The 26,212-nt window shown below is 46.2% G+C and carries 26 protein-coding genes and 1 tRNA gene; 7 read left to right on the forward strand and 20 right to left on the reverse strand.

Going from position 1 to position 26,212, the window contains the following annotated elements; genetic code table 11:
- Nucleotides 1-193: 193 nt before the first annotated feature.
- From BLV66_RS05440 to BLV66_RS05470, 7 genes are all read right to left on the reverse strand, one after another.
- On the reverse strand, nt 194-1,192 hold the full coding sequence (locus BLV66_RS05440) for an ABC transporter substrate-binding protein (protein WP_086987685.1): 999 nt from the start codon (nt 1,190-1,192) through the stop codon (nt 194-196).
- A 444-nt stretch (nt 1,193-1,636) separates the two neighbouring features.
- Nucleotides 1,637-2,212: an SOS response-associated peptidase gene (locus BLV66_RS05445; protein WP_086987447.1), complete on the reverse strand. Its 576-nt coding sequence runs from the start codon at nt 2,210-2,212 to the stop codon at nt 1,637-1,639.
- Between the two features lie 101 nt (nt 2,213-2,313).
- Nucleotides 2,314-3,000, reverse strand: coding sequence for a DUF554 domain-containing protein (locus BLV66_RS05450; RefSeq protein ID WP_218131802.1), 687 nt, complete (start codon nt 2,998-3,000; stop codon nt 2,314-2,316).
- Nucleotides 3,001-3,205: 205 nt separating this feature from the next.
- A complete protein-coding gene (locus tag BLV66_RS05455; RefSeq protein ID WP_176974151.1) occupies nt 3,206-3,763 on the reverse strand; it encodes an NADPH-dependent FMN reductase in 558 nt (185 codons plus the stop codon).
- A gap of 303 nt (nt 3,764-4,066) precedes the next feature.
- Nucleotides 4,067-4,594 carry a biotin transporter BioY gene (locus BLV66_RS05460; protein WP_086987445.1) on the reverse strand — a complete coding sequence of 176 codons (528 nt, stop codon included), beginning with the start codon at nt 4,592-4,594 and terminating at the stop codon, nt 4,067-4,069.
- A 1-nt stretch (nt 4,595) separates the two neighbouring features.
- Nucleotides 4,596-5,588 (reverse strand): biotin--[acetyl-CoA-carboxylase] ligase, encoded by a 993-nt coding sequence (locus BLV66_RS05465; RefSeq protein ID WP_086987444.1) that lies wholly within the window; start codon nt 5,586-5,588, stop codon nt 4,596-4,598.
- Nucleotides 5,589-5,938: 350 nt separating this feature from the next.
- Nucleotides 5,939-6,769 (reverse strand): aminotransferase class IV, encoded by an 831-nt coding sequence (locus tag BLV66_RS05470; protein WP_086987443.1) that lies wholly within the window; start codon nt 6,767-6,769, stop codon nt 5,939-5,941.
- A gap of 238 nt (nt 6,770-7,007) precedes the next feature.
- Here BLV66_RS05470 and BLV66_RS05475 point away from each other — a divergent pair, with 238 nt between their 5' ends.
- On the forward strand, nt 7,008-7,538 hold the full coding sequence (locus BLV66_RS05475; RefSeq protein WP_086987683.1) for an HD domain-containing protein: 531 nt from the start codon (nt 7,008-7,010) through the stop codon (nt 7,536-7,538).
- 70 nt (nt 7,539-7,608) lie between these two features.
- Here BLV66_RS05475 and BLV66_RS05480 read toward each other — a convergent pair whose 3' ends face one another.
- The 8 genes from BLV66_RS05480 to BLV66_RS05515 form a co-directional block, all read right to left on the reverse strand.
- Nucleotides 7,609-7,968, reverse strand: coding sequence for a hypothetical protein (locus BLV66_RS05480; protein WP_086987442.1), 360 nt, complete (start codon nt 7,966-7,968; stop codon nt 7,609-7,611).
- A gap of 153 nt (nt 7,969-8,121) precedes the next feature.
- On the reverse strand, nt 8,122-8,940 hold the full coding sequence (locus tag BLV66_RS05485; RefSeq protein WP_176974152.1) for a cell wall hydrolase: 819 nt from the start codon (nt 8,938-8,940) through the stop codon (nt 8,122-8,124).
- A gap of 503 nt (nt 8,941-9,443) precedes the next feature.
- Nucleotides 9,444-9,514, reverse strand: a tRNA-Gly gene (locus BLV66_RS05490).
- Nucleotides 9,515-9,659: 145 nt separating this feature from the next.
- Complete coding sequence (locus BLV66_RS05495) at nt 9,660-9,872, reverse strand: heavy-metal-associated domain-containing protein (protein ID WP_425445318.1); 213 nt, start codon at nt 9,870-9,872, stop codon at nt 9,660-9,662.
- Nucleotides 9,873-9,900: 28 nt separating this feature from the next.
- Nucleotides 9,901-12,366: a heavy metal translocating P-type ATPase gene (locus BLV66_RS05500; protein ID WP_086987439.1), complete on the reverse strand. Its 2,466-nt coding sequence runs from the start codon at nt 12,364-12,366 to the stop codon at nt 9,901-9,903.
- Between the two features lie 4 nt (nt 12,367-12,370).
- Nucleotides 12,371-12,832 carry a CopY/TcrY family copper transport repressor gene (locus BLV66_RS05505; protein ID WP_086987681.1) on the reverse strand — a complete coding sequence of 154 codons (462 nt, stop codon included), beginning with the start codon at nt 12,830-12,832 and terminating at the stop codon, nt 12,371-12,373.
- A gap of 165 nt (nt 12,833-12,997) precedes the next feature.
- On the reverse strand, nt 12,998-13,588 hold the full coding sequence (locus tag BLV66_RS05510) for an Ada metal-binding domain-containing protein (protein ID WP_086987438.1): 591 nt from the start codon (nt 13,586-13,588) through the stop codon (nt 12,998-13,000).
- Nucleotides 13,589-13,760: 172 nt separating this feature from the next.
- Nucleotides 13,761-14,435, reverse strand: coding sequence for a deoxynucleoside kinase (locus BLV66_RS05515; RefSeq protein ID WP_245826759.1), 675 nt, complete (start codon nt 14,433-14,435; stop codon nt 13,761-13,763).
- 236 nt (nt 14,436-14,671) lie between these two features.
- Here BLV66_RS05515 and BLV66_RS05520 point away from each other — a divergent pair, with 236 nt between their 5' ends.
- The gene (locus BLV66_RS05520; RefSeq protein WP_086987437.1) at nt 14,672-15,664 is read left to right on the forward strand and encodes an aromatic acid exporter family protein; all 993 of its coding nucleotides are present in this window, start codon (nt 14,672-14,674) and stop codon (nt 15,662-15,664) included.
- A 388-nt stretch (nt 15,665-16,052) separates the two neighbouring features.
- Nucleotides 16,053-17,153 (forward strand): 5-methyltetrahydropteroyltriglutamate--homocysteine S-methyltransferase, encoded by a 1,101-nt coding sequence (locus tag BLV66_RS05525; protein ID WP_086987436.1) that lies wholly within the window; start codon nt 16,053-16,055, stop codon nt 17,151-17,153.
- Between the two features lie 276 nt (nt 17,154-17,429).
- Here BLV66_RS05525 and BLV66_RS05530 read toward each other — a convergent pair whose 3' ends face one another.
- From BLV66_RS05530 to BLV66_RS05550, 5 genes are all read right to left on the reverse strand, one after another.
- Nucleotides 17,430-18,338: a patatin-like phospholipase family protein gene (locus tag BLV66_RS05530; RefSeq protein WP_086987435.1), complete on the reverse strand. Its 909-nt coding sequence runs from the start codon at nt 18,336-18,338 to the stop codon at nt 17,430-17,432.
- A gap of 164 nt (nt 18,339-18,502) precedes the next feature.
- Nucleotides 18,503-19,285 (reverse strand): flagellar motor protein MotB, encoded by a 783-nt coding sequence (locus tag BLV66_RS05535; protein ID WP_086987434.1) that lies wholly within the window; start codon nt 19,283-19,285, stop codon nt 18,503-18,505.
- On the reverse strand, nt 19,282-20,094 hold the full coding sequence (locus BLV66_RS05540) for a motility protein A (RefSeq protein ID WP_086987433.1): 813 nt from the start codon (nt 20,092-20,094) through the stop codon (nt 19,282-19,284). The genes BLV66_RS05535 and BLV66_RS05540 overlap by 4 nt, the downstream gene beginning before the upstream one ends.
- A gap of 287 nt (nt 20,095-20,381) precedes the next feature.
- The gene (locus tag BLV66_RS05545; protein ID WP_086987432.1) at nt 20,382-21,275 is read right to left on the reverse strand and encodes an EamA family transporter; all 894 of its coding nucleotides are present in this window, start codon (nt 21,273-21,275) and stop codon (nt 20,382-20,384) included.
- Between the two features lie 221 nt (nt 21,276-21,496).
- Nucleotides 21,497-21,997 carry a GNAT family N-acetyltransferase gene (locus BLV66_RS05550; protein ID WP_086987431.1) on the reverse strand — a complete coding sequence of 167 codons (501 nt, stop codon included), beginning with the start codon at nt 21,995-21,997 and terminating at the stop codon, nt 21,497-21,499.
- A 214-nt stretch (nt 21,998-22,211) separates the two neighbouring features.
- On the opposite strand from BLV66_RS05550, the gene BLV66_RS05555 reads away from it, so the two are divergent.
- From BLV66_RS05555 to BLV66_RS05570, 4 genes are all read left to right on the forward strand, one after another.
- Nucleotides 22,212-22,913 (forward strand): response regulator transcription factor, encoded by a 702-nt coding sequence (locus BLV66_RS05555; protein ID WP_086987430.1) that lies wholly within the window; start codon nt 22,212-22,214, stop codon nt 22,911-22,913.
- Nucleotides 22,910-24,334, forward strand: coding sequence for a sensor histidine kinase (locus tag BLV66_RS05560; protein WP_086987429.1), 1,425 nt, complete (start codon nt 22,910-22,912; stop codon nt 24,332-24,334). Before BLV66_RS05555 ends, BLV66_RS05560 begins: the two co-directional genes overlap by 4 nt.
- Nucleotides 24,335-24,545: 211 nt before the next feature.
- Entirely contained in the window at nt 24,546-25,232 is a 687-nt protein-coding gene (locus BLV66_RS05565) for a polyphosphate polymerase domain-containing protein (protein ID WP_086987428.1), read from the forward strand.
- A gap of 301 nt (nt 25,233-25,533) precedes the next feature.
- Nucleotides 25,534-26,208: a DUF4956 domain-containing protein gene (locus BLV66_RS05570; protein WP_086987427.1), complete on the forward strand. Its 675-nt coding sequence runs from the start codon at nt 25,534-25,536 to the stop codon at nt 26,206-26,208.
- The last annotated feature ends 4 nt before the right edge of the window (nt 26,209-26,212 follow it).

Below are 26,212 nucleotides of genomic sequence, written 5' to 3' on the forward strand. Positions count from 1 at the left end.
CCCTTTCATCGGAGTTCACCGGTAACTTTTGGGATCATCTACGATGAAGCCGCGCTCATCGGAGGAGCTAACTTAATTGTTAGCCGAACTCCGGCAAGGCCTCCGCTCCCCGGAGCAGAGCGCTAAAATCCTGGAATGCACACAAAAACGAGGCAACCCCACTTAGTGTGGCAACCTCGTTTTTGTGCGCAGATTATTCCGGCAATTTGATGCTGTCTGGATCGATACCCAACGCTTCAGCCATCTCTTCATTTATGACCAATTGAAGCGTCTCAGGGAATTGGACAGGCAATTCGGAAGGGAGCTTGCCTTCTTCCAAAATCTGCAAGGCCATTTCACCCGTTTGACGTCCTAATTCCTTGAAGTCGATTCCGTATGTCGCAAGACCGCCAGCTTCAACCATTTCAGTTGCACCAGGGATGACCGGGATTTTAGCTTCCATAGCGATTTGGCCGACAGTTGCCATCGTGCTTGATAAAGTATTGTCCGTTGGGATATAGATCGCATCGACTTTTTGTACCAAAGACTCCATCACTTGTTGGACGTCATTTGTGGAAGTAACCGTCATGATTTCAACATTCACGCCTGCTGCTTCCAACAATGCTTTCGCTTGATCGCTCTGAACAATGGAATTCATTTCACTGGAGTTAAAGATGATGCCGACTGTTTCCGCAGTAGGTACGATCGACAACAACAGTTGTATCTGCTGATCCATCGGGCTCTGATCGCTTGTTCCGGTGATGTTTGCACCTGGCTCTTCTGCGCTTTCCACAAGTCCAGCATCGATCGGATCAGTTACGGCAGTAAACAAAACCGCATTTTCTTTTTCTGCATTCGCTATTGCTTGTGAGGCTGGTGTCGAAATCGCTAATATGAGGTCATTGTTGCCAGCTAAACGCTCAGCCATACTTTGCAGGTTGGCTTGGTCACCCTGGGCATTTTGGTAATCCACAATCAGATTATCGCCTTCCACATAACCGGCTTCCTCCAAAACTTCCAAGAAACCTGTACGTGCAGCCGATAAGGATTCGTGCTCAAGGATCTGCAGTATTCCGATATGTACAGCATCCGCTGAGGCTGTTGAACTTGCAGCAGAAGAATCCGTTGCTTCTTCTGTACCGCCGCCGCATGCGCCGAGCAGCAATGCAGAAGCCAGTGCCAAGGTTGTCGCTACTTTCTTTTTCCAATCCATTCCAATCATTTCTTTTCCCCCTATTTTTTAAATTGTGCGAGAACTGATTATGCAATCAATCGTTTGTTCCGGGTACACAAAAGCCCATTTAGATACGATCATCTAAATGGGCTTTTGCTAAGGTAAGTTTATGGAAACTCAACAGCCCAAATAGATTTTTTCATCTACGGGGCCTGTCACATCACGTAAAAATGCTTCAGCCTTCATAGATACAAACAAATTTTTGTTCATTGTTTGCATCCATGTCAGGCATGTCTACAAACAGCATCTAAAGTAGCTAAAGTCAAAGCTAAGGATATGATTGTGGTGTGTTGATTGCGTTTGCATAAGTTCTCCTCGCACGTCATTTATTTGTTGCTTTCAGTTTATAAGAATTAAATAAGGATGTCAACGATAAAATTAAATTTAGATGAGTGTGTTCTCATTTTACGGAAGGTCGATTGCTCATTGAATCAGCAACCGATGTTCTGTAGGTTTCAACAACTTCCAGACCAGATTCGGATCAGCTTTCTGATCCAGATAAAAGGCTTCATCTTCAGGGTCCAGTATCACCGGCATGCGATCATGGATGGCACGCATCTGTTCATTGGCGGCAGTAGTTATGATTGAAAAAGCTGTAAAAGGTTTCTCATTTTCATCCAGATACGTCTTCAGGATACCTGCCATCGAAAAAATCGGGATATCCGATACAAAAATTTTCCGCTTCAACTTTTCTTCCCCGACTTTCTCCCATTCAAAGAATGCAGTCGCCGGCACCAGACAACGCGCAGTCCGGAAAGGCTGGCTGAATGTTGGCTTTTCGAGTACGGTTTCCGCTCTGGCATTGATCAAAGGACGCTTAGCGAAAGGCTCCATAAATCCCCAACGATGATGGACCAGCTCATTGCCCGGCATTATAAGCGGTGTGCTGTTGGTCGGGAATATTTCCGCACGTTCTTCGACGTCCACCTCCATTTCCCCCAATAAGTACCTGTCCCATAACTCCCTCTTTGTCGCTTCAAGCGCATAACGTCCGCACATAGTTCTTTCCCCTTTCCGATGGCTTTCCTTGATACCGATTATAGAGAAGGATGGGTCATTGTACAAAAAAGACGCCCTATTGGAACGCCTTTTTTGTTCATTCACATAAAAAAACCGAAAAGGATTGGGAAAAGGACTGCCGGAGCATAATTCATAATTTTCAGATCCGTCAGTTTCAACATATTGAGAGCCAGACCGACAATCAGAAGAGAACCAACGCAGGTCATTTCGTTGATCACAGAATCCGTCAAAAGCGGCGAAAGGACATTGGCAAAAAGCGAAATGCTTCCTTCATAAACGAGGATCAGTCCAGCTGAAAGCAGCACGCCGATGCCTAAGCTGGATGCCATCACAATGGCTGCAATGCCGTCGATCAGAGACTTCGCGAAAAGCGTATCGTGATTGCCGGTCAAACCGCTCTGCAGTGCACCGACGATCGCCATCGCGCCCACACAGAAAAGCAGACTTGCCGTCACAAACCCTTTTGAAACCGAAAGCCCTTCGTCAGGTGAAGCAACCATATTCTCGACTGTATCCCCGAGTTGATTGATTTTTCTATCCAACTCGAGTCCATCGCCGACCAAAGTGCCAGCAACCATCGACAGAATGGTGATCAAAATATTTTCGCCTTTCAGCATGCCACTGATCCCTATGTATAATACGCAGAGGGCCAAAGCGTTCATCACCGCGTTCGCTAACCTTTCCGATAAACCTTTCTTCAATGCCAAACCGATGCTGCCTCCCAAAACGATGGCAGCGCTGTTGACCAAACTTCCCAACAAAACCAATTTATCTCCTCCAGCTGTTGTTACGTGTATTCTGATTACGTGATTCGAATGCTTACTTTTCTGCAAGCTCAGTACGTTTCAGTATAGACGTTAGCTTTCAGAAAATCAATGGACGAAAGATGAAGGAAGCATTTGTCCAAGAATGCGAAAAGACCACCATGTAATAATGGCGGTCTACTCTCAGCATTCATATTCTTCCATACTATTAACGGATAGTTTTCAATGCTCCGGACCATTTAATCAATTCGTTGAACATCGCTGTCGCATTGCCTGCATGATAATCGTTCGGTACAAAATTACTCATGTTCTCGAAATCAGTCATCAATGAGAAGTTCACTGTTGTGTGCACTGTTGCTACGCTCAATTCGCCTAGGATAACGCGCATGTTTTCGTGTGCGCGGGCCCCGCCCAAGCTTCCGTATCCCACAAATCCGGCTGCTTTATCGGCAACTTCAGGCTTAAGGAAATCCAACGCATTTTTCAAAGCGCCACCGACTGCATGGTTGTATTCAGGTGTCACAAACACGTATCCATCGAATGAAGCCATTTTTTCTGACCAAGCTTGGATCGCTGCGCCAGCTGCTGCTTGACGGTCTTCCGGTAATTTAGCGCCCAACAAAGGCAAGTCATAGTTTGCTAAAGCGACGATTTCATATTCGATGCCGCCGTCATTGCGTTTTTCGGCAAACTCGTGGATCCATTCTGATACTGCTGCTGAGTTTCTTCCTTCACGTACGCTTCCTGAGATAATTCCGATTTTCATAGTTGTTTTCCCCTTTTCGTCTGTTGTTATTGTTGTATTTTTACTTCCGAATAAAGCATTACTAATTCGAGATATTATAGATGTGTTTTCCAATTTTTTTCCTCCATGCACTTGTTTTTCAATGAAGGACTCACCTTCACTTCTCTTACATTTCGTAAGCTTGATATCATTATGCCACATTCCAGAATGTATTTCAAGTTATATATTCACGAATTCGAGATATTTTATTAAATAAAAACATCCAATACCGTCAGATAGCGGTTTTGGATGCCTTTTAAATAATTTTATTTTCAAAAATCGAAATCAGTGTTGGAATACGCGCGCACGACCTTTTAAGCGGTCAGCAAGGATGATAGCCAACAAGGCTTTGGCGATATCTCCCGGAATGAACAAGATCATGCCCATTTGGAAAATTTCCGCCAAGCCAAATTGATTGCCCATGACACCATTCAGGATTGCAGCCATGTAAGGCAGTCCGATTGCATACATGACGATGGTGCCTGCAACAGCAGCAAGCCCGTAATTCAAGAAGCTACCCTCTTTTTTATGCACGAGATAGGAAATCAATGTTGCGGCTGCGACAAAGCCAAAAACAAAGCCGAAGCTGGGCGACAATAAGGATTGGAAACCTCCAAGCAATAATTTCAGCAACAGATGCAATGATTGCGCGAAGAAAGCAGCTTTCGGACGCAGGAAGAAGCCGGTCAGCAGCACCAAAAGTGTCTGCAGAGTGATCGGAACGGGTCCGATGGGGATGCTCAGGAAGCCGCTGACGAATGTCAAAGCCGCAAATATGCTGATTTGGGTTAAATCTCTTGTTGATAATTTCATGTTATTTTCCTTCTCTCTTTTTGATTTTGATGCTGATTTCGCCATATGTCAGGGTTTTCGTTTCCCCATTGGGCAAGGCTACAACTAGTCCGCCATCGTCGTCGATTGCGATCGCTTTGGCTTCGATCGTTTCGCTTCCTTGGGGAAAAGTAACTTGTTCACCCAAGACGAAGCAACGTTTGCGGTACTCGTCCAGGTAGGACCGGGATGCCAAATCAGGGTAAAGGACATAAAAACGGTTGAGTATTTCGGCAGCCATTTGGTTCCGTGTCACCACGGCATTTTTTGAATCGAACAACGTGCCGGCAATCGATTGGATTACATCAGGAAAATCCGTTTCAGGCGCCCGGAAGTTCAGGCCGATACCTAAAATGATCGTTCCGATTGTCCGCGATTCCATATCCATGATCCCTTCCGTCAGGATGCCGCAGACTTTCCTGCCATCCAGGAAGATATCATTCACCCATTTGATTTGGGGTTCTTTTCCTGTCAATGTTTCGATTGCCTGACAGACGGCCACAGCGGCGGCAGTCGTGATCAAAGTGGCGTTGTCCAGATCAGCAACCGGCTTCAAAACCAAACTCATGTACAGGCCCGATTCGCTAGGTGAGTAGAAAACTCTACCCAAGCGCCCTCTGCCCTTTGTCTGTTCTTCCGATAAGATCACGCCTTCGAAGGTCGCTTCTTCGTTGACGATGCGTTTGGCCTCCAAGTTGGTCGAATCGATAGTTTTATGCGCAATGATCCGGTGATCTTTCAGCGCTTCCGATAGCAGAGGCACGATGGCGGCCTCCGACAACAAATCGTTTTCGACTGACAGTTGATACCCTTTATTCGTCGTTGCTTCTATCTGATAGCCTTCTTTTTTCAGGCCGTTGATTGCTTTCCACACGGATGTTCTGGAAACTTCCAATTTATCAGCCAAATCTTGGCCGGAAATGCTTTCGCCTTTATGCTGCTCCAGAAACTGCAGAACTTTCTCCTTTGTTGACATCCTTTCCCTCCATTCTCTTTAAGAAAAGCTGAACGGGTTCGCTCAGCCCTGAAAGAAATTTAGGAAATCTGGCCCTGAATGAGCATCGTAGAGCGCAATGGGTCAGATTTATCTAATTTCCGAAGGGCTAACCCGTGAAGCTAGCCACCATGTTGAGATGCATAAAATATTTTGCTATCCTGTAAAACACCTATGGTGATACACTTTTGATTACAAAATAATCTTATACTTTTCTTGAATATAAAAAAAACCACCACTTGAACCGAAGTGATGGTCTCAATGCTATATTCAGTTTAACTGCTGACCCACCTCTTGTCAACCCACAAAACAAAAAGGGTGACAATGTTTTTTTAGTGTTTCTTTGCTACCTTATACGCTCTGACCATTTCGGCATAATCCGCCATGATCGTCCGCACTATCGGATTGTCCATCGTCGGAATCGCAACCGTTCCGATTTTCGATATCGGCAGCACATTATTGCCGGTTCCGGAAACGAAGGCTCCTCCAGCATCCTTGACCCACTCGACAGGGATGGCCGTCTCGTTGATTGGAATCTGCCTTTTTCCACATATTTCGAACACTTTCTTGCGTACGATGCCCAGCAGGACCGCTTTTGCAGGGGGCGTGTATAATTCTTTCCCTTTCACAAAAAAGACATTCGTGCGGCTGCCTTCCGTGATTTCCTCGTTACCATCCACAAGCAGCAGCTCATAAACGTCTTTATCCACCCGTTCCTGCAGCACAGCTTTCTGGTAATCCGAACGGACAAGCTTGATGTTCGGATCCAGTCGTTCGATACTGAACAGGCTCGTCGTGATGCCCTCTTCATAATAGCTTTTTGGCGGGTAGATACTTTGGGTGAAAAAGATCCACAAAACGCTTTCGCTTTTTGACGTTTTCCCAAGGATGAACTTAAGGTTCTGATTCGCCACCTGATTGGCGGCTATCAGGCGATAGATGCGATCCTCGATGGATTCCGCCGTAGCTGGCAGCGGCAGGTCCAGATAAGCAGCGGACCGGAAAAAACGATCTAGATGATCCTCCAAAAATATCGCAATCCCATCCTCGACACGGATGACTTCGTATACCGTACGGCCTTCAAATTCCGGATAGCTTTCGCCGTCAGTATTTTTGACAAGATCATCGTTCAATAAGTAATACGGCCCTTCCACTTTTTCCATATTCGACGCTCCTTCCCGTTCTTATATTCCTTATTCTACTCCGGAATCCCGAAAAGTACACGCCAATTCGCAAAACAGCGGATGTGACAGCCAAATGACAAACAACTTAAAAATTAGTAAAAGTGAAGAAAAACACAACGAGTCCCTTCCTTTTTTTCTGCTGTGGGTGTATAGTATGGGCATCATGAAAAATACAAACACAACTACTTACATAAAGGATGATAGAATAAGCATGCAGATGACACAATCCCATTGGAAAAATGATATTGAATATGTTGCTTTGGTCGAAGATCTCATCTATCACGAAGAATTATTACACATGGAGACCATTACCCACCACCACTTCACCAATCGTTTGGAACATTCGATCCGCGTATCCTACAAGAGTTACCAGCTTGCAAAAAAATGGAATCTGGATACCCGTTCCACTGCACGTGCCGGTTTGTTGCACGACTTCTTCCATGAAGATCGTGATGCTGTCGCACAGCTGAACATCGGTGCCCATGCAGATGCCCATCCGAAAATCGCTTGCGAAAATGCTTGCCGCATCACTGAAATCAGCTCTTTAGAGCGCGATATCATCCTTAAGCATATGTTCCTGGTAAGCCGTTGCGGCCTGCCGCGTTACAAAGAAAGTTTTGTCGTAACCTACGTAGACAAATATGTCGCGATCAGAGAGGTCGTCGAACCGATCAAAGAAATCGCTGGATCCCGTATCCGCAATCTGGTTTCCAAATTTAGTCCGGTAAACTTGAACATCAACATTTAAGTGTAAATTTATAAAGAAGCCCAAGAAAACTTCCGCTTTGTCGGAATTCCTCTTGGACTTCTTTCTTTTTTCAGTGATTCATTTTTTTCTTTTTTGAGATGATTTCGGCGATCGAGATGATCACCACAAACCAGACAACAACATTGTCGAACCCGAATCCTGATTGTGAGGTCCCACCGAGCAGCGTCAACAATGCCATCCAGGACAACAGATAGACCAGTGCAAAAATTTGCCCATTGATTTTTTGGGTATCATCGACATTCCGAGATCGTTTCAGAACGATGGACAGAACGAACAATGCTACCAACACCCCGATGTTCACTTTCATCACAAAGCCGTTGGACAGATAGGAGTCCTGAAAAAAGTCAGCTATCATCAGCAATGTCAACGGAATGTAGAATAATAACTCACTGTACTGCTTTATTTTCATAACTTTCTCCTACTTTCGCTGAATAGTTTCTCCTTATTCTATACCAGTAGGCGAGTACTCACAAGGAGCTCGTAAGGATTGGGGTCTCGCACAAAAAAGCTGAATCCGCAAAGGATTCAGCTTTTCTTGTACTATCAGGATTGTTCATATTATTTAGAAGAATACGTTTGTTACGCCATCGCCTGAAGCACGGAAGCTTTGTGCTGAAGTTGAACGGTAACCGTTCAATACTTCGTTTACTGCTTGGATTGTGTCAGCCGTTGGTGCTTCTGCTGCTGCAGCTCCGTTTGAAACTACTGAAAATTGACCTGATGCATATAATACAGCGTCAATAGTCGTTCCGCCCCAGATACCAGATTCTACACGGTTCATGATAACTGATGCAACGTTCAATTTTTCTTGGTAGCTTGGACCTGCTTCTGCTTGGACTACTTGATACAAGAAGTAGCTAGCTTGGTAAGTCGTTGCTGCCGTTTGTGCTACTGGAGCTGGCTCAACATATGTTTCTACAGCGGGTGCTGCAATTGGTTCTGCAACTGGTGCTGCTGCTTGAACTTCTTCAACTGCTTCAACGGGTGTTTCAACTTCCACCGCTTCTTCAGAGCTGACATCGTAGCTCTTCACTTCTGAGTCTTGTTCAACAGTCACGATGCTATGGTCCGCTGACAATACGATTGCGTTGCCGGCAATAATCATATCTGCATTTCCGATGCTGTTGACATCAACTAAGGCATTAACTGATACGTCAGTAGCCAATGCGATTGCTGATAAAGTATCGCCCCATTGGAAAGTGTATTTGCTGCCGCTCTCCAAGTTTTGGATATCTGCTTTGATTTGATCTGCTGTACGTGCTGTCCAAGTGGATGAAGTATATTCTGTTGCGTTTGCTTGTGTAGGGTTCGCTGTTGCCATAAAACCGATGGCTGCTAAAGTTGCGCTCGTTACGAATAATCTAGATTTGAAGTTTTTCATGTGTGTTTTGTCCCTTTCTTCTCTTCGCAATGTTTTCGTATTGCAATTTATACTCTTCATGACCTTTTTTATTTGATAAATGAAGTATTTACCCAGGTCTCGATCGGAGTTCTTTCAACAGAGACAATCCTATCATGAATCAAACCACCAAAGTTAAAAATACATTCTTTGTTATTCCATCTTAACGTGACTGTCTCAAAAAACTGTTTACTTTACAAACATAAGTCAAATATTACGCTGTCGTAATATAGAAAATCAATTTGTAACAATTAGAACAATGACTGTCTTTTTTCACAAACTCCATGTCAAAAAATATCCAAATCACTGATTTATCAATTGTTACAGCTGTAACATATGTTTCAATGTGTTTCATTTCTCAAGCGAATCGGACCTAATCGGCTTTTAATGCATAAAAATTATTACAAAACATTTGCTTATTATAAACATAAATAAAAAAACCTTACCGAATTTACCGGTAAGGTTAAGATGCATTCAATTCTGTAAGCGGGCGACGGGAATCGGACCCGCGACATGACCTTGGGAAGGTCGCATTTTACCACTAAACTACGCCCGCATTCTGGTCTGTTCGACCGGACTGCATGTTCCATTTTACTCTTAAATTGTGCTCACTACAATAGCCAAACAGAAAAAATGTACAAATTTGTGCGGAAAAAACTCCCTCAGTGGTTACCGAGGGAGCCACAACTATTATTTTTTACTTATTTGCTGCCGGTTACTTTGAATTTCGTATCTACTAGCGCTTCATTGAAAGTAGCTTCGGATATGTCTTGGTTCATTTTGACTGTTGCTGTTTTCCCTTCCAAATCAACGGTTACCTCTTCCACACCAGCAATCGCAGAGAATTTCTCTTTGACTGTCGCTACGCAACCATCGCATTTCATTCCTTCAAGCATCAATTCTTTTTCCATCATCGTTTCCTCTTTTCTATTTATTAATCCTTTACCGTTTTGAGACGGAAGGTTTGAATCCTTTCAGACGTAATGCATTCAATACAACCGAAACCGAGCTGAAACTCATCGCTGCTCCGGCAATCATCGGATTCAGCAAGGGTCCCCCGAAGACGTGCAGGATGCCCATCGCAACAGGAATACCCAGGACATTATAAGCGAATGCCCAGAAAAGATTCTCCTTGATGTTTTTGATGGTGGCTTTGCTTAGTTCGACGGCCGTGGCTACTGCCATCAAATCGCTCTTCATCAGCACGATGTCCGCCGATTCGATGGCGACGTCCGTACCCGACCCTATGGCGATTCCGATATCAGCTTGGGCCAAGGCTGGTGCATCGTTGACACCATCTCCAACCATGGCGACTTTGCGGCCATCCGTTTGCAGTTTCTTGACTTCTTCCGCTTTATCTTCAGGCAAAACTTCACTCAAGACACGGTCGATGCCCACCTGGTTAGCGATGGCTTGCGCCGTACGTTTATTGTCGCCTGTAATCATTGCGATTTCGATGCCCATATCACGGAGTTTTTTGATTGCGGCCGCACTGCTTGCTTTCACCGTATCGGCAACGGCTATGATGCCGGCCAATTCACCATCCATTGCGATGTACATTGGTGTTTTGCCCTGTTCAGCCAGCGAGTGGGAGGTTTCGGCAAATGACCCGAGTCTGATTGCATGGTTCAGCATCAACTTTTCATTTCCCAACAGGAGCTCTTTCCCGTCGATGGTGACAGCAATACCGTAACCTGGTAGCGCATTAAAGGCGGATGGTTTCAATAAAGATAGCTGTTTCTCCTCGGCATCGCGAACGATGGCTTCTCCAAGCGGATGCTCCGACCCTTTTTCAGCCGATGCCGCCAACAGCAACAGTTCATCCGGATCCAGCCCTTCACGGACCAGAACATCCGTCACTTTCGGCTTGCCTTCAGTGATCGTCCCCGTCTTATCGAAAACGATAGTCTGGATTTTATGCGTCACTTCCAGAGCCGTCCCGCTTTTGATCAGCACACCATTCTCGGCTCCCTTACCGGTACCCACCATGATGGCTGTCGGGGTCGCCAAACCCAGAGCGCAAGGACAAGCGATGACCAATACGGAAATCGTGATGGTCAGTGCAAAAATCCAGGATTCTTGTCCCAGGAAGTACCAAGCCAGCCCGGCAAGAACAGCGAGCACGATGACGATCGGAACGAAGTAGCCCGAAATCGTATCAGCCAGTTTTGCGATCGGTGCTTTTGAACCTTGGGCATCTTCCACCAACTTGATGATCTGCGCAAGGGCCGTATCTTTCCCGACTTTTTCGGCACGGTATTGGATCGTTCCGTTTTTGTTGATGCTGCCGCCGATGATGGCATCACCCGCTTTTTTCTCCACCGGCATGCTCTCGCCTGTCAGCATCGATTCATCGACGGATGTCAGACCTTCCGTCACTTTCCCATCGACAGCCATTTTCTCGCCGGGACGGACAACCAGAATGTCCCCTACCATGACGGCATCCAGTTTGATTTCCTGCTCATTGCCGTCACGGATGACGCGGGCTGTCTTTGGCGCCAAACCCATCAGTTTTTTGATGGCTTCCGAAGTCTTGCCTTTTGAGACGGCCTCAAAGTACTTCCCTAAGGTAATCAGGGTAAGAATCACGGCTGCCGATTCGTAATACAAATTCATGACAAGCTCGTTGTTCCCTCCGATTGCTGCAAATGTACCATAGAGACTGTACAGAAAGGCGGCACTGGTTCCCAAAGCCACCAGCGAATCCATATTCGGGTGTCCTTTGAACAAGGACTTGAATCCTACTGTAAAAAATTTCATCCCCAGCACCATCACCGGAATCGTCAGGACGAGTTGCGTGAGCGCGAATGTGACCGGGTACATAGTCGGATGGAGGCTCATCGGCAACGGCAGCCCCAACATATGGCTCATCGCGATATATAAAAGCGGAACCGTGAATACAGCCGAGAGCCAGAAGCGTCTCCACATATTTTTGATGTGCTGTTCTTTTTTCGCTTGGTTTTGGTCGCTTTCTTCTATAGTAGCGTTCTCTTCGATCGCTTTATAGCCGGCTTCGGCCACAACTCTTTCGATATCCCCAACATGGAGCACTGTCGGATCGTAAGAGACGAACATTTTTTCGGTAGCCAGGTTCACGGATGCATCAGATACGCCCGCCACTGCCCGGGTCACTTTTTCCACAGTTTGGGAACACGAGGCGCAACTCATGCCTTCGATCAGAAAGGTCTTTTCCTTTTTGTTCGCCACCAACACATAACCGGCTGCATCGACTGCATTTTTCAAAAGCTCTTCGGAAAAATGGCTTTCATCGACGGCAACCGTCAGTTTCTCGGTCGCCAAATTAACTGTGGCCTCCTTGACCCCCGCTACTTTGGCGGCAGCCTTTTCTACGGCTTGTGAGCACGATGCACAGCTCATGCCTTCTATATCATAACTTTTATTTTCCATTCGTTCATTCCCCCTCATGTACGCAACCGGTTTGTTTGCAGTTGCATTGTCCTGGCGTGCACATACACTTCACTTCATCGACTGCCGTCAGCTTTTTGGCGGCGATCACCTTTTCCAAAAACGCCACATCCGCGTGGCTCAGCGTCGCCCTTTCGATTAGTTCCGCTATCGTACTGCCGACTTTTTTCGTGCAGACGTGCGCCAAAAGGTCTTCGGTAGCGCCGCCGACGCTTTCCTGTTCGGATACGTTTGCGCTGTAGATGAATTTATTTCCGATCGGTTCAGTAGCCAACAAACCTTTGTCGACGAGTCTTCCGATCAACGTTTTGACGGTAGCTTGTTTCCAATCCATTTTCTCCTGCAAAACCGAAATGATTTCTCGGCTGGTCGCTTTCCCGTTTGTCCAGACAACACGCATGACTTCCCATTCAGCGTCGGTTATCTTCTTCTGCGTCGAATCGGTCATTTTTTTCATCCTTTCGTTGTTGACTCCTGCTTCTGAAGTAAGTTTACATCTGTAGACGTTTTATGTCAAATGATTTTGATCCAAAATAAAAAAACAGCAACTTACCGCTGATTCGGTTGCCTGCTGTTTTGCTCTCAATTTATTTGTTTGCACTATAGTGGGTCGTTAGGGCCGGTGCTCTCTTTTGCGCTTGCGCACTTGTCTGCGGTATAAGGTCGGTGCCATGCCTTCCTTTTCCTTGAATTTTCGGGAAAACTCTGCCGCGGAGGGCATCCCGACCAGTTCGGCAATTTGCTTGATGAAGCATCCCGAATGAATCAGCAAGTAGCGCGCTTGATCCATCCGGACACGATTCAAATAGTCCAGCAACGAAACGCCGTAGATCCGGATGAAGATCTTCTGCAGTTCCGATGAGGGACCGTGACAGGCTTCGGCAATGCGATTCACGCTCAAGGGGTTTTGATAATGGTTGTGGATAAAACGTTCGGCCTGACCTGCCCATTCCAGATCCGTAACCGTCTTCCCGTTCGGTCTGCATCTGCGGCAAGGTCTGTAGCCATGCGCCTCGGCAGCCTCGGCTGAAGAAAAGGTGCAGACAAGGTTGAATTTCGGAAGCCGGGAGGGACAGGACGGCTTGCAGTACAGTTGCGTATTCCTGTCCGCGTAAAAGAATTCTCCATCAAAACGCTGATCTCGTTCATTGATTGCTTGCCATTGCTCCACATTCACCGCTTGCTCTGCCCTATCCGTCGCCATCGTCTGGTTCCATCCTCTTCAACTGTCATGTATGTCTGTTTCCTAATTATAGTATACAAAGCAAGGATATGCTTCAGTCCGCCACAAAAAAGCTATGTCTTCTCGTCAAAAAAACAGCAACTGCACCGGATGGCACTGCGGCTGTTTAATAACGACCCCAATGTACATTCGCTTATACGTTGCTGCTTCCGACAAAAGTCAATTCAGCCTCTTCGCCTCGGACTTCCAAGAGCGCATTTTCAATGATGGCCATGACTTTTTCTTCATCACCACTGTTATTGACGATATCAAATGTGTCAATGTTAATCCTGATTTTTGAACTTTGATCGTATTCCTGATACCACTGCTCATAATTTTTGAAAAGTAATTCGTAGTAGGCCAATAATTCAGAATCATCCTCGATTTGTTCAAATTCACGACCACGCTTGCGGATATGATCCAAAATCGTTTCGAATGAACCATCCAGATAGATCAGCAGATCCGGTGCTTTTTTGGGCATGCCTTCCAGTTCTTCCATCATGTTCGCCAACAGATCATTGTAGATATCCATCTCTTCTTCGGAGATGTTGCCTTGCAGGTGGTTGACCCGCGTGAACAGGGCGTCCTCATAAATGGAACGATCCAAGACATTATTGTCATCCGTCAAGGCAGCCTTGATGCTGCGGAAACGCGTATTCAAGAAATATATTTGAAGGCTGAAGGCCCATTTTTGTGGGTTGTCATAAAACTTGTCCAAGATCGGATTGTAATCGACGCTTTCGAAAAAGGCCTCCGTCCCTAATCTTCTTGAAATCATTTCAGTGTAGGTCGACTTTCCAGCACCTATCATTCCTGCCATTACCAGCACGCTCAATCATATCCCTTCCTTTGGTGTTATCTGATTATTTCCGTATTTTATGTAACTTCCGGTCCGCTGATTTGCGGAACAACATTTAGTATCATACCATGCCAAAGAAACGAGATATAGTGTTTTTTTGATTAGAAAACCCATTTTCAGCGCAAAAAATACTGCCTCTTTCCGCTTACGAAAACACTGGTCAAAAGCACCAAAATCCACTATCCTAGAAGAAAGGAGTGTCGCCCATGAGTTTGAACCATCGCACCATCAAAATCGCTTTTGCGACCGTCATCGCGATTCTGCTTGCGCAATTTTTTAATTTGAATTATTCCGTTTCAGCCGGGGTCATCGCGATCCTCAGTGTGCTGGACACCAAAAAATCTTCCGTCCTGACTGCATTGCAGCGGATTGCTTCCACTGTGCTGGCATTGACGATCGCGACGATCCTGTTCCGCCTTTTCGGTTTCCACATCGTCGTGTTCGGCATTTACCTTTTATTTTACGTACCGCTGGCCTACCGCTTCAATCTGCAATCCGGCATCGCGCCTTGTTCAGTGCTTGTGACGCATCTGTTGCTGGAAAAGCAGACAAGCTTGCCTTGGCTTCTGAACGAACTCGCCCTGATGATGATCGGCGCCGGCGTGGCTATTTTGTTCAATCTCTATATGCCTTCCAAAGCGAGCCAAATCATTTTGCTTCGGGAACAAGTAGAGACGCAAATGAAGGAAGTACTGCACAGTTTCAGCGTCTCCCTTCGTGAGGGGGAGGATCGCAATCAAAGTCGGCTATTGGACGAATTGGATGATCAATTGGAAAAATACAGGCAGGTCGTTTACGCGGAATTCGACAATCAGTTACTTGACCAATCGACCTATAATATCCGATACTTCGATATGCGCAGCGAGCAAGTCACCATCCTGAAATATATGGCCACTAATCTTGGATTATGCGCGCTGCCGACAAGCGAAAACAAGATTCTGGCTGGCCTGTTCTTCCTGACTGCCGCCCAGCTGCATGAGCAGAACACCGGGATTTATCTGATGGAGGACATCGATTCATTGCTGCAATCATTCCGCGAAAGCGAGTTGCCGGCCACCCGTGCGGAGTTCGAAAACCGCGCCATCCTGTTCCAGTTGCTGAACGACTTCAGACGCTTCATCCAGACGAAAAAAGACTTTTACGAAGAATACGCAGCGGAAATAAAAACAAAAAATGAATTTATCATGAGAAAAAATTGACACTTACTAATCGTATTGTTATTATGTATATAAATTCAAACAACCTCACGGTGAAAAGAAGAGTACGGATAACGGAAATGCACAGAGAACCTCGGCAGCTGAGAAGAGGACAGGAAAGTCATCCGGAAAATGGTCTTAGAGTGATTGGTTTGCGAACGCCTTATGGCCTCAGCAAACCACGTCCGCATACGTTACAATGCCGCAGTATAACAAGACAGAACGGTCGTCTTGCGTACTGACTGAGTGGGCATGCGCGAGCATACCCTGAACCAAGGTGGTATCACGATGAGCAATCATACGTCCTTGCACAGCAATGTGCGGGGGCGTATTTTTTTTTACTGTACGCTATCGTTTGACAAAAAATATAAATTGAAAGAAGGAAAACAACATGACAACAGCACAAAAAACAACAACTTTACCATTCAGAGCCGACCACGTAGGGAGCTTTTTACGCACAGAACCATTGAAGGAAGCGCGCTTGAAATTTACAGCCGGCGAAATCGACACAGCCGCTTTGGACCAAGTGGAAACAGAAGAAATCACGAAATTGGTCAAAGATCAAAAAGAAAACGGCTTGGAAGGTTTCACTGATGGCGAATTCCGTCGCTCTTGGTGGCATATCGATTTCATCGAAAACCTGAACGGATTTGAAGGCTATGTTCCGGAACACGGCTATGATTTCGGGGATGTGGAAGTCCGCAAGTACGCTTTCCGCAACGTCGGCAAAATCTCCTTCAATCCGAATCACCCTTTCTTGGCTGCTTTTAAATCATTAAACGAAATCGTCGGTGACCAAGGCGTGGCGAAATTCACGATCCCTAGCCCGAACGAAGTTTTCTATCCGGGCTACCGCAACGAAGAGATTTATCCTTCGGTTGAAGCATACCAGGCGGACGTGCAACAAGCCTATATTGACGCTGTTCAGGCTTTCTACGATCTGGGCTGCCGTTACTTGCAATTGGACGATGTGCACTGGGGATTCCTTTGCAACTTCGCGGATGATTCGGATGAGTACAAAGCTTCCAAGCGTGTTGCCGCTGAGAACGTCCAGGCCATCATCGAAGCGAAACCGGCAGACCTTGTCCTAACGACGCATGTCTGTCGCGGCAACTACAAATCCCACCACTCATTGGAAGGTGCTTATGATCCAATCGCAGAAGAGCTTTTCGGACAAACAAGCTTCGACGGTTACTTTCTGGAGTATGATACCGATCGTTCCGGCGGTTTCGAACCACTTGCCTTCTTCAAAGGCAAAGGCCGGATCGTATTAGGCCTAGTCACTTCGAAGACAGCCGAACTTGAAGATAAAGAAGAAATCAAAGCCCGCATCAAAGAAGCTAGCAAATATGTGCCTTTGGATCAATTGGCGTTGAGCACGCAGTGCGGATTCGCCTCCACCGAAGAAGGCAACTTGCTGACGGAAGCAGAACAATGGGCGAAAGTACGCCACGTTGTAGAAATCGCCAAAGAAGTTTGGCCCGAAGACTAATCGATATATGCGAAAACGCACAATCAGCCGATTGTGCGTTTTTTTGGTGATTCAGTCTAGGTGGGTGGAAGCGCCAACTGGCTTGCGACGTTAGGCCGCCTGAACTCCGGTTAGGCGTTGCTCGCCGGAGTTCAGGCTTTTTTTTCACGTGTACTCCGGTGAGGTGTCGCTCGCCGGAGTACAGGCTGGTTTTTTCCGCGAACTCCGATGAGAGAGCGCTCGCCGGAGTTGCGGACCTCCTTCCGGCTGGCTGCGCAGCTTTATTCGTCTTCGTCCTCATCCTTGCTGTCGATGTGTTTCCAACATGCTGTAGTCAATCGGATTATTCCGTAGCATCTCATTGGCGATGGCGATGACTTCCGCACCGGCTCCCACTTTAAATACAAGCTGCGGTTCGATTGGGAAGTTCACCTGGATGTCCGCCTGCTTCGTAAATTGGCGGTCCATCTGCCGGATCAGAATATCCAGGCTTTGGATCGCCACATTGAATGGTGATGCCAATTGCCGGTCTACAGCCTCATAGATCATTGAAACGGACATCAGAACGCTGAAGAGCGAACGGTCAAAAAGCGGGATAGGCAAATTCATCATCACGCCGCCATCGACCAACTGCCTCCCGTCTAAAGATGCAGTGGAAAAAATCAGCGGAAACGCACAGGATGCCGCAACAGCAATCCCCAATTCGATATCATGCGGATAGATGAGCCAGTCTCCAGTTGGGCTCGTGAAAAATTCAGGCTTGTTGGTGAAGACAATCAACTCGCTTGTATGGATGTCAACGGTCGTGATAGCGACAGGCAACCGGCAGTCGGAAAGCATCCGGCAGCCTATTTTTTCAAATAATTGACAGGCCATCTGCTGCAGACTCTGAAGTTCAACGAAGCCGTTATTGTGTTCGCGCACATGCTGAAAGAGTAGGTAGGCGGGTCTACTGAAGATGCCGCGATCGGCAAATTCCCGTTCCTCGTCCAATAATGTTTGCTCGATTTCGGATGCCGTAAGCCCACAGGCCACCAAAGCCGCTATGACCGCTCCCATCGAGGTGCCTGCTACGGCATCGATTTTCACCCGATGCTTCTCCAGATCGTGAAGGACGGCAAGCTGAGAAAAGGACTTCAGGCCGCCTCCAGCCAGACTGAGTCCAAACAGTCCCTTGCCTTTTTCTGCCTGTTCAGGCGATTTCATATGCGTTCGCTTCCTTCAAAAGTAGTTTTCTACTGTAATTATCGCTTATTTCAGCGGAATCCACAAAAAGGAAGAATGCTGAATCCCAAATGTGCATCGCCACAACGCAAAAAAGCAACCAACTGGCTGCTTTTTTGCCACCTCTATATACCGTTCTCTTGCAATCATATCTCAGTATCGTTGAACTCCGAATCCAGAAGTAGTATGTCCACCCTTCTATTTTGGGCGCGGCCTTCGGAAGTATTGTTATCTCCTGTTGGACGATATTCGCCATAACCAACTGCAGATACTTTTGTCGGATCAATGCCGGATTGATCGATTATCGCTTTTGCAACATTACTTGCGCGCATTACCGATAGATCCCAGTTCGAATCATATTCTTCATTCTTCATGGGTACGTTATCAGTATACCCTTCCACCCTTATATAACTCTGTTGCAAGAAAGGTTGATTCAGTAATTTAGCTACTTCCACAAGACTGGGGATTTGTTCTGATTTAATCTCTGCTTCGCCGCTTTCGAAGAACATCGAACCATTAAAACTTACGACCAATCCTCTTGTTTCAATCGAGGTTGTGATATCATCCGCCAATGAATTTTCGGCTATGTATTCATCAAGCATTTCCTTGACCTGCTCTTGTTTTTCGCCTTCCGATAAAGTCGCGCCTTCTTGACTTTTTCCTGTCGACGAATCTTCTTGCACCGCTTGTTGCCCCGATGACATTTCGACTCCCATGTCGACTGGTTTTTCTCCACCATTGTCATCAAAGATCGCGCCGAATTCAGCGCTGATGGAGTGCTTTAACTTTGTAGATTCGCTTTTATCCATCCTGCTCATCGCATACATGACAACAAAAAAAATCATTAATAAAGTGATAAAGTCTGCGTAAGAAAGAAGCCATCTTTCACTGTTGTCGTGTTCTTCTTCCTTCTTCTTGCGTCTGCTCATGTAGGGCTCACCACTTCTTTAGCAACAGTCGAATTTGAACCGCTTTTCTCGTCTTTTTCATCGCCATTCAGAAAACCCATTAGTTTTTCTTGAATAGTTTTAGGGCTCACCTTTTTTTCTAATAATAGAACGCCTTCCAATATTAATTCCTTTTCTAAGAGCTCTTTTTGATTATTTATTTTCAATCGGTTACCCATCGGCAGAAAAATAAGGTTTGCACTTGCTAATCCGTATAATGTTGCAAGGAAAGCAGATGCAATGCTTTTTCCTAAACTTGACATATCTGCTTCAGCCAATCCTTCAAGTACATGCACCAGTCCCAAAACGGTGCCCACAATCCCCATGGTAGGTGCTGTCCCGCCTGCAGAATTAAATATTGCGGCCCCAATTTTATGCCTCTCTTCTATACGGTCTATTTCATTACCAAGCGAATCGCTTATCGATTCATGTGATTCTCCATCAACCAGCGATTGAATCCCTTTTTTCAAAAAAGGATCGGCATCCGGATTCAATGCTACTTCCGATTCTAAACTCAACAGGCCATCTTTCTTACTTTTGACCGATAATTCATAAAAATATGTTACAAGTTGATTTAAATCCCCTTGCTCATACAATAATCCTGATTTCATAATACGCCCTATTTTTTTAAGATCGCTCACAGGAAAAGCGAGCATAGAACTTCCTATTGTACCACCAAAAACAATCAGGGCAGGTGTCCATGATATCAATGCACCAACGTGTCCGCCTTCTCCTAAAAAACCTATAATTAACGCGCCAAAGCTTACCACCAATGCAATTATGACACCCATTGAATTTTTACCTCCGTTATAATGATATCGCATAGTCATACGCTATCATTGTCGGTAATTTAGCTGAATTATTAAGTATATTTCGCAATGATTACCCAATTTTTTCTGTAAAGAAGGCAGTTTGGAGGATCCTGATAGCTCTGACATCTTAATCCATCAAAGTCGACAAATAGGGTGCATAAGCAAAAGAAGAACACCTCCCTCATTTGGTGAGGAAAAGTGTTCTTCTTCTATTATATACAAATACAGCATTTTCAGCGCCGCAATTCGTCATCTCATCGTTAGCTTTACTCGAATCCCAAGATAAAGATCCCTACCATGATCATCGCGATGACTGCGTATTGTTTTGCGGTCAGTTTTTCTTTCAAAAAGATCCGCGAAAGGATGACAGAAACCATACTATATGAAGAAATAAGCGGCGCAACGATGACTGCATTTGCGCTGATCGCAAAAACATAGAAGAACTGTCCCAATGTTTCAAAGATCGCTGCCAAACCGCGGTCTTTCTGATCGCGCAAGGCAAAGGTTTCCTTCTTGATCAAGATAAGATAGATCCAAGCCAAAACGGCTACGATCAACCAAGTCAATTCATAAGAAATGTTCGCCTGCATTTCGTCCATCCCTCGGTCGAATACCCACGCATCCGCGAATGTTCCAAGAGAATCAATCAATGCATATCCTAGAGGGAACAACAAAGCGATTGCGCCGTATTTGTACTTACGATCCACCATTGCCTTGTTCTCTTTCCGTTCCGCCTCTGCAAACCGTTGTTCGAATACCGACAGCAAGATGACGCCGATCGTGATTAGGCCTACCGCAAAAAACTGTAGGCCGGTCATCGATTGCCCCAAGAAAATGAAAGTCAGCAAACCGGATATCGCGCCGGAGGAGTTCTGTACAGGAGAAGAAATCGATAATTCCAGAAAACGTAATCCGGCATAACCGACCGCCATCGATAAGATGTACAACGCCGAAACCGGCAAGTAGGTAATCAAATTGCTCGGATTGTAAACCACGCCCGAAGTCAGCATGACATAGACCGCATGGATACCCATGACCGCACCAACCATGATGACGATCTTCAGATAACTGTATTTATCTTTCGGGTCGCTCCCTTTTTTATAAAACAAATCCGCTGTGCCCCAGGCCAAAACGGAAACTATCGCAAATATAAACCACATGCTACATCCATCCTTTATAAAATAATTTCTAAAACTTACTTACTAATTATACTATAAGGATGGGGTGCACAATCAAAATTGCGTAATATCAACAATATATCAATAGACTTATCATAAGTAAACCTCAACATAGTCGCTTATATTCGGTTGTTGGCGCGTGTTTTTGTGCCTGTAAAACGGAAGCGGCAGCGTAGCTTCATCCCTACGCTGCCGTCCGAAGGTCAGTCGCGCACTCTTTTGCCCATGTAGACAAGGTCGCGTTCGATGCCGTCGAGTTCGGCTACTCTCGGCAAATATCCCCATTGTTCGAAGCCGAATTTTTTCATCAGCCCGATGCTTGGAGCGTTGTGGCCGAAGATGAGGCAGACCAAATTGGTAATGTCCAACTCTTCGCAAGCCGCCAAGACTGTTTCCATGATCTGTGTGCCCATTTTTTTGCCGCGGTAGTCTTCATGGATATAGATGCTCAATTCTGCTGTCTTGTCATAGGCAGCGCGCTCGTGGAAAGCCTGAAAGCTCACCCAAGCACAGATTTTCCCATCCTCTTCAAAAACCCAGATCGGTCTGTAGCTTGGCGAATGGTCCAAGAACCAGCCCATTTTTTGTTTGACGGTCACCGGTTCAAGGTCGGCCGTCACCATCCGGCTGGATATCGTCTGATTGTAGATGGCGACGATATCTTCTACATCGTCCAAAGTTGCGTTTCTATGTGTAAGGGTCATAGTTTATTCCTCCAAAAATCAAAGATTCACAGCCCGACTTCTCGAAGGACTATACGCTATTTTACCAGTTTGTCACAGCGATGTGCCATCTATTTTCACGAGAGTATGCAAATAGTGTTTCCCTGTTCCAATTTCTGCAAGATTGCCGCAGTTTTTCGTAATCTTCCCGATGAAAATCAGTTATACTGGATACAAGAATGGGGTGGATAACATAATGAATGAACAAATATATATTGCAGAAGATGAAGAAGGCATCCGTTTGACGGTGAAGACGTTTCTGGAGAGCGAGGGCTATGTGGTCTCCGACTTTCCTAATGGCGACCTGCTTTACGATGCTTTCCTCAACAAACAGCCGGACTTGGTCATCCTGGATGTGATGATGCCGGGATCGAGCGGTTTCGAGATCACAAAAAAAATCCGCGACGTCAGTTCTGTTCCGATCATCATCCTGACCGCAAAAGACAGCGACATGGACTACGCGACGGGCATCAACCTAGGCAGTGATGATTATTTCACTAAACCCTTCAGTGCCATCGCCCTGAATATGCGCGTGAAGGCGATGCTGCGTCGCATCAAGATGGATCAGGAACGCATGCCTTCTCGCGATGAAGAACCGACACTCCGGATCGGTGATATCGAAATCGATTTGGCCGCCATGTCCGTCAAACAAAATGGTACTTCCCTCAACCTGACACCGAATGAATACAATGTGTTCGTCTATCTAATAGAAAACAAAAACCGTGCCGTTTCGAGGGATGAGCTTTTGGATTCGATCTGGGGCTACGGCAAGGACATCGAGACGCGGGCCTGCGACGACACGGTCAGGCGCTTGCGCAAAAAACTGGCCGGTTCCACAGTCGAAATCGAGACTGTCTGGGGATTCGGCTTCACCGTGAAGGAGTCGTCTGAGGGATGAAGACATCGAAAAAAAGTTTGAAGATCCGGCTCCTGACGACCGTCACGCTTCTGTTGGCGGCGGTCTTTGCCTTTATTTACCTGGTGTTCAATTTTTTCTTCACCCAATACATCGAAACGACAGCGGACTCCCTGCTTGCCGAAGCGAGACGAAATTACATCGAGCGTCCCTTCGATGAGGACAAAAAGTTGGAATCCGAGCCAGCTGCATCGGATGCAATCATCGTGGATGAGCCGAGGGACAAGAATAAAGAACCGCATACAGCCTTCGCGTCCAGCGTCCAAAAGACGATCATTTCCGAAGATTTCGAAATACTGTTCCCGCAGATTCAGGACACTGGCTTCAGTGATGATGATGCCTTGACGAATTTCGTTTCCGGACTGGAAAGCTCCGACATCACGTTGGCATTGACAGCCGATGGGAAATTGGAATTGGAGGACAATCTCTACTACTATTCCATCGCTCCCAACGCCGAGGAGGAAGGAACCTACGCGGTATTCTTCCTTAACATGTCCGATCTGTTCGTCTTCGAGCAGAACCTAAATCAAATCCTTTTGATCATCATGCTGATCGGGTTGGTGACCATCGCCACCATCACCTATCTGCTCGTTTCACGAATCACGAAACCGTTGCAGACACTAGCCTTGTTCGCGAAAGAAATCGGTGAAGGAAACTATCAGACGATCGATGAGGAATTCGTCGATTTGGAGCTCCATGAACTGAAGACGACCATGAACGATACCACCAACAAACTCAAGCTGTATGACGCCGATCAGCGCACGTTCTTCCAGAATGCTTCCCATGAACTGCGCACACCGTTGCAGATCATCAAGACAAACGCGGAAGGCATCGAAGTCGGCATCATTGATGACAAAAAAGGCGCCATCGCTATCAAAAACGAGACCGACAAACTGGGTACGCTTGTAGAGGATATCCTCTACCTGTCGCGTCTAGAGACGCGTTCATCGGATCGGTTAACGGCCACCAACGATATCCGCGAGACCTTAGCCTATACCGCTGAACGCTATGCCAGCGTCAGCAATCAAAAAAATCTGCAGGTGCAGTTTGACTTCCAGAAGGATCCCGTCCTGTTCCATTACGATGAGCGGGATTTTGAACGGGCGTTTCAAAATCTCATCTCCAATGCCCTGCGTTACGCAAAAGGCATCATCCGTCTGGGCTGCAAGGAGATAGACAACCGGATTATGATCACCATCTACAACGATGGGGAACCGATTTCCAAGAAAGACCTGCCGCATATTTTCGACCGCTTCTACAAAGGCAATAAAGGCGTGCACGGCATCGGACTCTCCATCGTCCAATCAATTGTGCAGACCTACGGCGGACGCATAGAAGTCATGTCATCCGCAAAAGGAACAACTTTCACGATCATCCTGCCGCAACAAAAAAAATCTATTTAATAGAACACGGACCGAAACGCTGCCCTCCCCCATAGGCCAGCGTTTCGGTCTCTTTTTGTCGTCAAAATCGGCACTCTTTCAACTTTACGCATCTTTCCGCTCAATTTGCTCCATTTTTGCAACAACTCTCTGCCCTGTTTACGGAGAATTGTTTCCCAAATCGGCATAGAATTAAGGACATCAAGAGAAACAAGAAACGAGGTCGAGCGTTATGAGCGAAATATGCTACCGCAATGAATTCAAACATGAAATTTCCCAAAAGAACAAAGTCGTCCTCACAAGTCGGCTGAGAAAGGTCCTGAAACATGACGAGAATTCAGTAGGCAACAGCTACAGCATCAGGAGTCTCTATTTTGACACGATTTATGATGATGCTTATTGGGACAAAGAGGATGGCCGCAGTTACCGCGAGAAGTTCCGGATCCGTTATTACAACAATGACGCTTCCTTTATCCGCTTGGAAAAAAAAGTCAAGGACGGAGCAGTCGGTTACAAACAGAGCGCATGCATCACGAAAGAAATGGCCGACCAGCTTATCCAAAAAAAATATGACTGCCTGGCTGATGCCAGTCATCCGTTGCTCCAGGAATTTTATGCAAAGTGCAAAAGCCAATGCATGGAACCAAAAGTAATCATCACTTATGAACGGGAAGCTTTCGCCTATGGCCCCGGGAACACGCGCATCACACTGGATTTTGATATGCACGCCAGCACGCAGATATCCTCTTTCTTCCACGATGGCCGCATCGGAATAAGGGAGCCCGGGATAGACTGCGTACTGGAAGTCAAATTCGACAATTACCTGCCGGGTTGGATCCAGAGTCTGGTGCAGACAGAAGAAACAAACAGCACCTCACATTCAAAATACGCAATTGGAAGACATTTAAATCAAATTTAAGAAAAGCGGAACGGGTTCGTTCAGCCCTGAAAGAAATTTAGGAAATCGTGCCATGCAACGTTCCCTACGGTCACCTTGTACTGGGACTCTAAGGGATGAATCCCTAAGAGTCCCATGCAACTGAGCATCGCAGAGCGCAATATGCTGAGAGACTTCCTGCGTCAGCAGGTTAGTCGAACAGTATCCTTAGCTCGCAGAGACAAGGGGTTCCTTTATCCTTTCCGAAGGGCTAACCCGTGAAGCTAGCCATCGTTCTAGAAGTAAGTAATATTATTTAAAACATACCAGGAGGAATATTGAAATGACAACATTTACAGATATCATTAAAAACAGCTTTTTGGAGGAAACGGCCGATTTTTCCATCGCGGCGGCGTCAGTTTCCCTGCTATCGGCGCTCTTCATCGGCCTGTTCATCTTCTTCATCTATAAAAAAACCTACGCCGGCGTCATGTATTCGAAACCCTTCAACACGTCGTTGGTGCTGTTGTCGGTCCTGACCACTTTCGTCATCCTGGCCGTAACCTCCAACGTTGTCCTTTCCCTAGGGATGGTCGGTGCCCTTTCCATCGTCCGCTTCCGTACCGCCATCAAGGAGCCGCTTGACCTGGTCTTCCTCTTCTGGTCGATCAGCGTCGGCATCATCTTGGGAGCTGGATTGTATTCTCTGGCTTTCCTCGGATCTGCATTCATCACGGTCATCCTGCTTGTTCTGACAGGGAAAGTCGATTCTTCGGCCCCTTACATCTTGATGCTTCAGCTTGAGAATGAGAATGCGGAATTGCAGGCGACCGAAATCATCAAAAACCGTTTCGGCAAAATCATCGTAAAATCCAAGAGCATCACGGACGGTCAACCGGAATTGATCTATGAAGTAAAAGTCAAGAACAACGAAACAAGCTTCATGAATGAATTGAGCGCCATCGAAGGCGCCCAGAACGCCACTTTGGTCAGCTACAATGGCAACCAAGCAGGATAAGAAA

The sequence above is a fragment of the Trichococcus collinsii genome, from assembly GCF_900107505.1.
Classification (GTDB): Bacteria; Bacillota; Bacilli; order Lactobacillales; family Aerococcaceae; genus Trichococcus; species Trichococcus collinsii.

Excerpts from the sequence above, each read along its gene's own strand:
- BLV66_RS05440 (WP_086987685.1), bottom strand. The coding sequence starts at position 1,192 with ATGGATTGGAAAAAGAAAGTAGCGACAACCTTGGCACTGGCTTCTGCA.
- BLV66_RS05445 (WP_086987447.1), bottom strand. The coding sequence starts at position 2,212 with ATGTGCGGACGTTATGCGCTTGAAGCGACAAAGAGGGAGTTATGGGAC.
- BLV66_RS05455 (WP_176974151.1), bottom strand. The coding sequence starts at position 3,763 with ATGAAAATCGGAATTATCTCAGGAAGCGTACGTGAAGGAAGAAACTCA.
- BLV66_RS05460 (WP_086987445.1), bottom strand. The coding sequence starts at position 4,594 with ATGAAATTATCAACAAGAGATTTAACCCAAATCAGCATATTTGCGGCT.
- BLV66_RS05465 (WP_086987444.1), bottom strand. The coding sequence starts at position 5,588 with ATGTCAACAAAGGAGAAAGTTCTGCAGTTTCTGGAGCAGCATAAAGGC.
- BLV66_RS05470 (WP_086987443.1), bottom strand. The coding sequence starts at position 6,769 with ATGGAAAAAGTGGAAGGGCCGTATTACTTATTGAACGATGATCTTGTC.
- BLV66_RS05475 (WP_086987683.1), top strand. The coding sequence starts at position 7,008 with ATGACACAATCCCATTGGAAAAATGATATTGAATATGTTGCTTTGGTC.
- BLV66_RS05480 (WP_086987442.1), bottom strand. The coding sequence starts at position 7,968 with ATGAAAATAAAGCAGTACAGTGAGTTATTATTCTACATTCCGTTGACA.
- BLV66_RS05485 (WP_176974152.1), bottom strand. The coding sequence starts at position 8,940 with ATGAAAAACTTCAAATCTAGATTATTCGTAACGAGCGCAACTTTAGCA.
- BLV66_RS05495 (WP_425445318.1), bottom strand. The coding sequence starts at position 9,872 with ATGATGGAAAAAGAATTGATGCTTGAAGGAATGAAATGCGATGGTTGC.
- BLV66_RS05500 (WP_086987439.1), bottom strand. The coding sequence starts at position 12,366 with ATGGAAAATAAAAGTTATGATATAGAAGGCATGAGCTGTGCATCGTGC.
- BLV66_RS05505 (WP_086987681.1), bottom strand. The coding sequence starts at position 12,832 with ATGACCGATTCGACGCAGAAGAAGATAACCGACGCTGAATGGGAAGTC.
- BLV66_RS05510 (WP_086987438.1), bottom strand. The coding sequence starts at position 13,588 with ATGGCGACGGATAGGGCAGAGCAAGCGGTGAATGTGGAGCAATGGCAA.
- BLV66_RS05520 (WP_086987437.1), top strand. The coding sequence starts at position 14,672 with ATGAGTTTGAACCATCGCACCATCAAAATCGCTTTTGCGACCGTCATC.
- BLV66_RS05525 (WP_086987436.1), top strand. The coding sequence starts at position 16,053 with ATGACAACAGCACAAAAAACAACAACTTTACCATTCAGAGCCGACCAC.
- BLV66_RS05530 (WP_086987435.1), bottom strand. The coding sequence starts at position 18,338 with ATGAAATCGCCTGAACAGGCAGAAAAAGGCAAGGGACTGTTTGGACTC.
- BLV66_RS05535 (WP_086987434.1), bottom strand. The coding sequence starts at position 19,285 with ATGAGCAGACGCAAGAAGAAGGAAGAAGAACACGACAACAGTGAAAGA.
- BLV66_RS05540 (WP_086987433.1), bottom strand. The coding sequence starts at position 20,094 with ATGGGTGTCATAATTGCATTGGTGGTAAGCTTTGGCGCGTTAATTATA.
- BLV66_RS05545 (WP_086987432.1), bottom strand. The coding sequence starts at position 21,275 with ATGTGGTTTATATTTGCGATAGTTTCCGTTTTGGCCTGGGGCACAGCG.
- BLV66_RS05550 (WP_086987431.1), bottom strand. The coding sequence starts at position 21,997 with ATGACCCTTACACATAGAAACGCAACTTTGGACGATGTAGAAGATATC.
- BLV66_RS05555 (WP_086987430.1), top strand. The coding sequence starts at position 22,212 with ATGAATGAACAAATATATATTGCAGAAGATGAAGAAGGCATCCGTTTG.
- BLV66_RS05560 (WP_086987429.1), top strand. The coding sequence starts at position 22,910 with ATGAAGACATCGAAAAAAAGTTTGAAGATCCGGCTCCTGACGACCGTC.
- BLV66_RS05565 (WP_086987428.1), top strand. The coding sequence starts at position 24,546 with ATGAGCGAAATATGCTACCGCAATGAATTCAAACATGAAATTTCCCAA.
- BLV66_RS05570 (WP_086987427.1), top strand. The coding sequence starts at position 25,534 with ATGACAACATTTACAGATATCATTAAAAACAGCTTTTTGGAGGAAACG.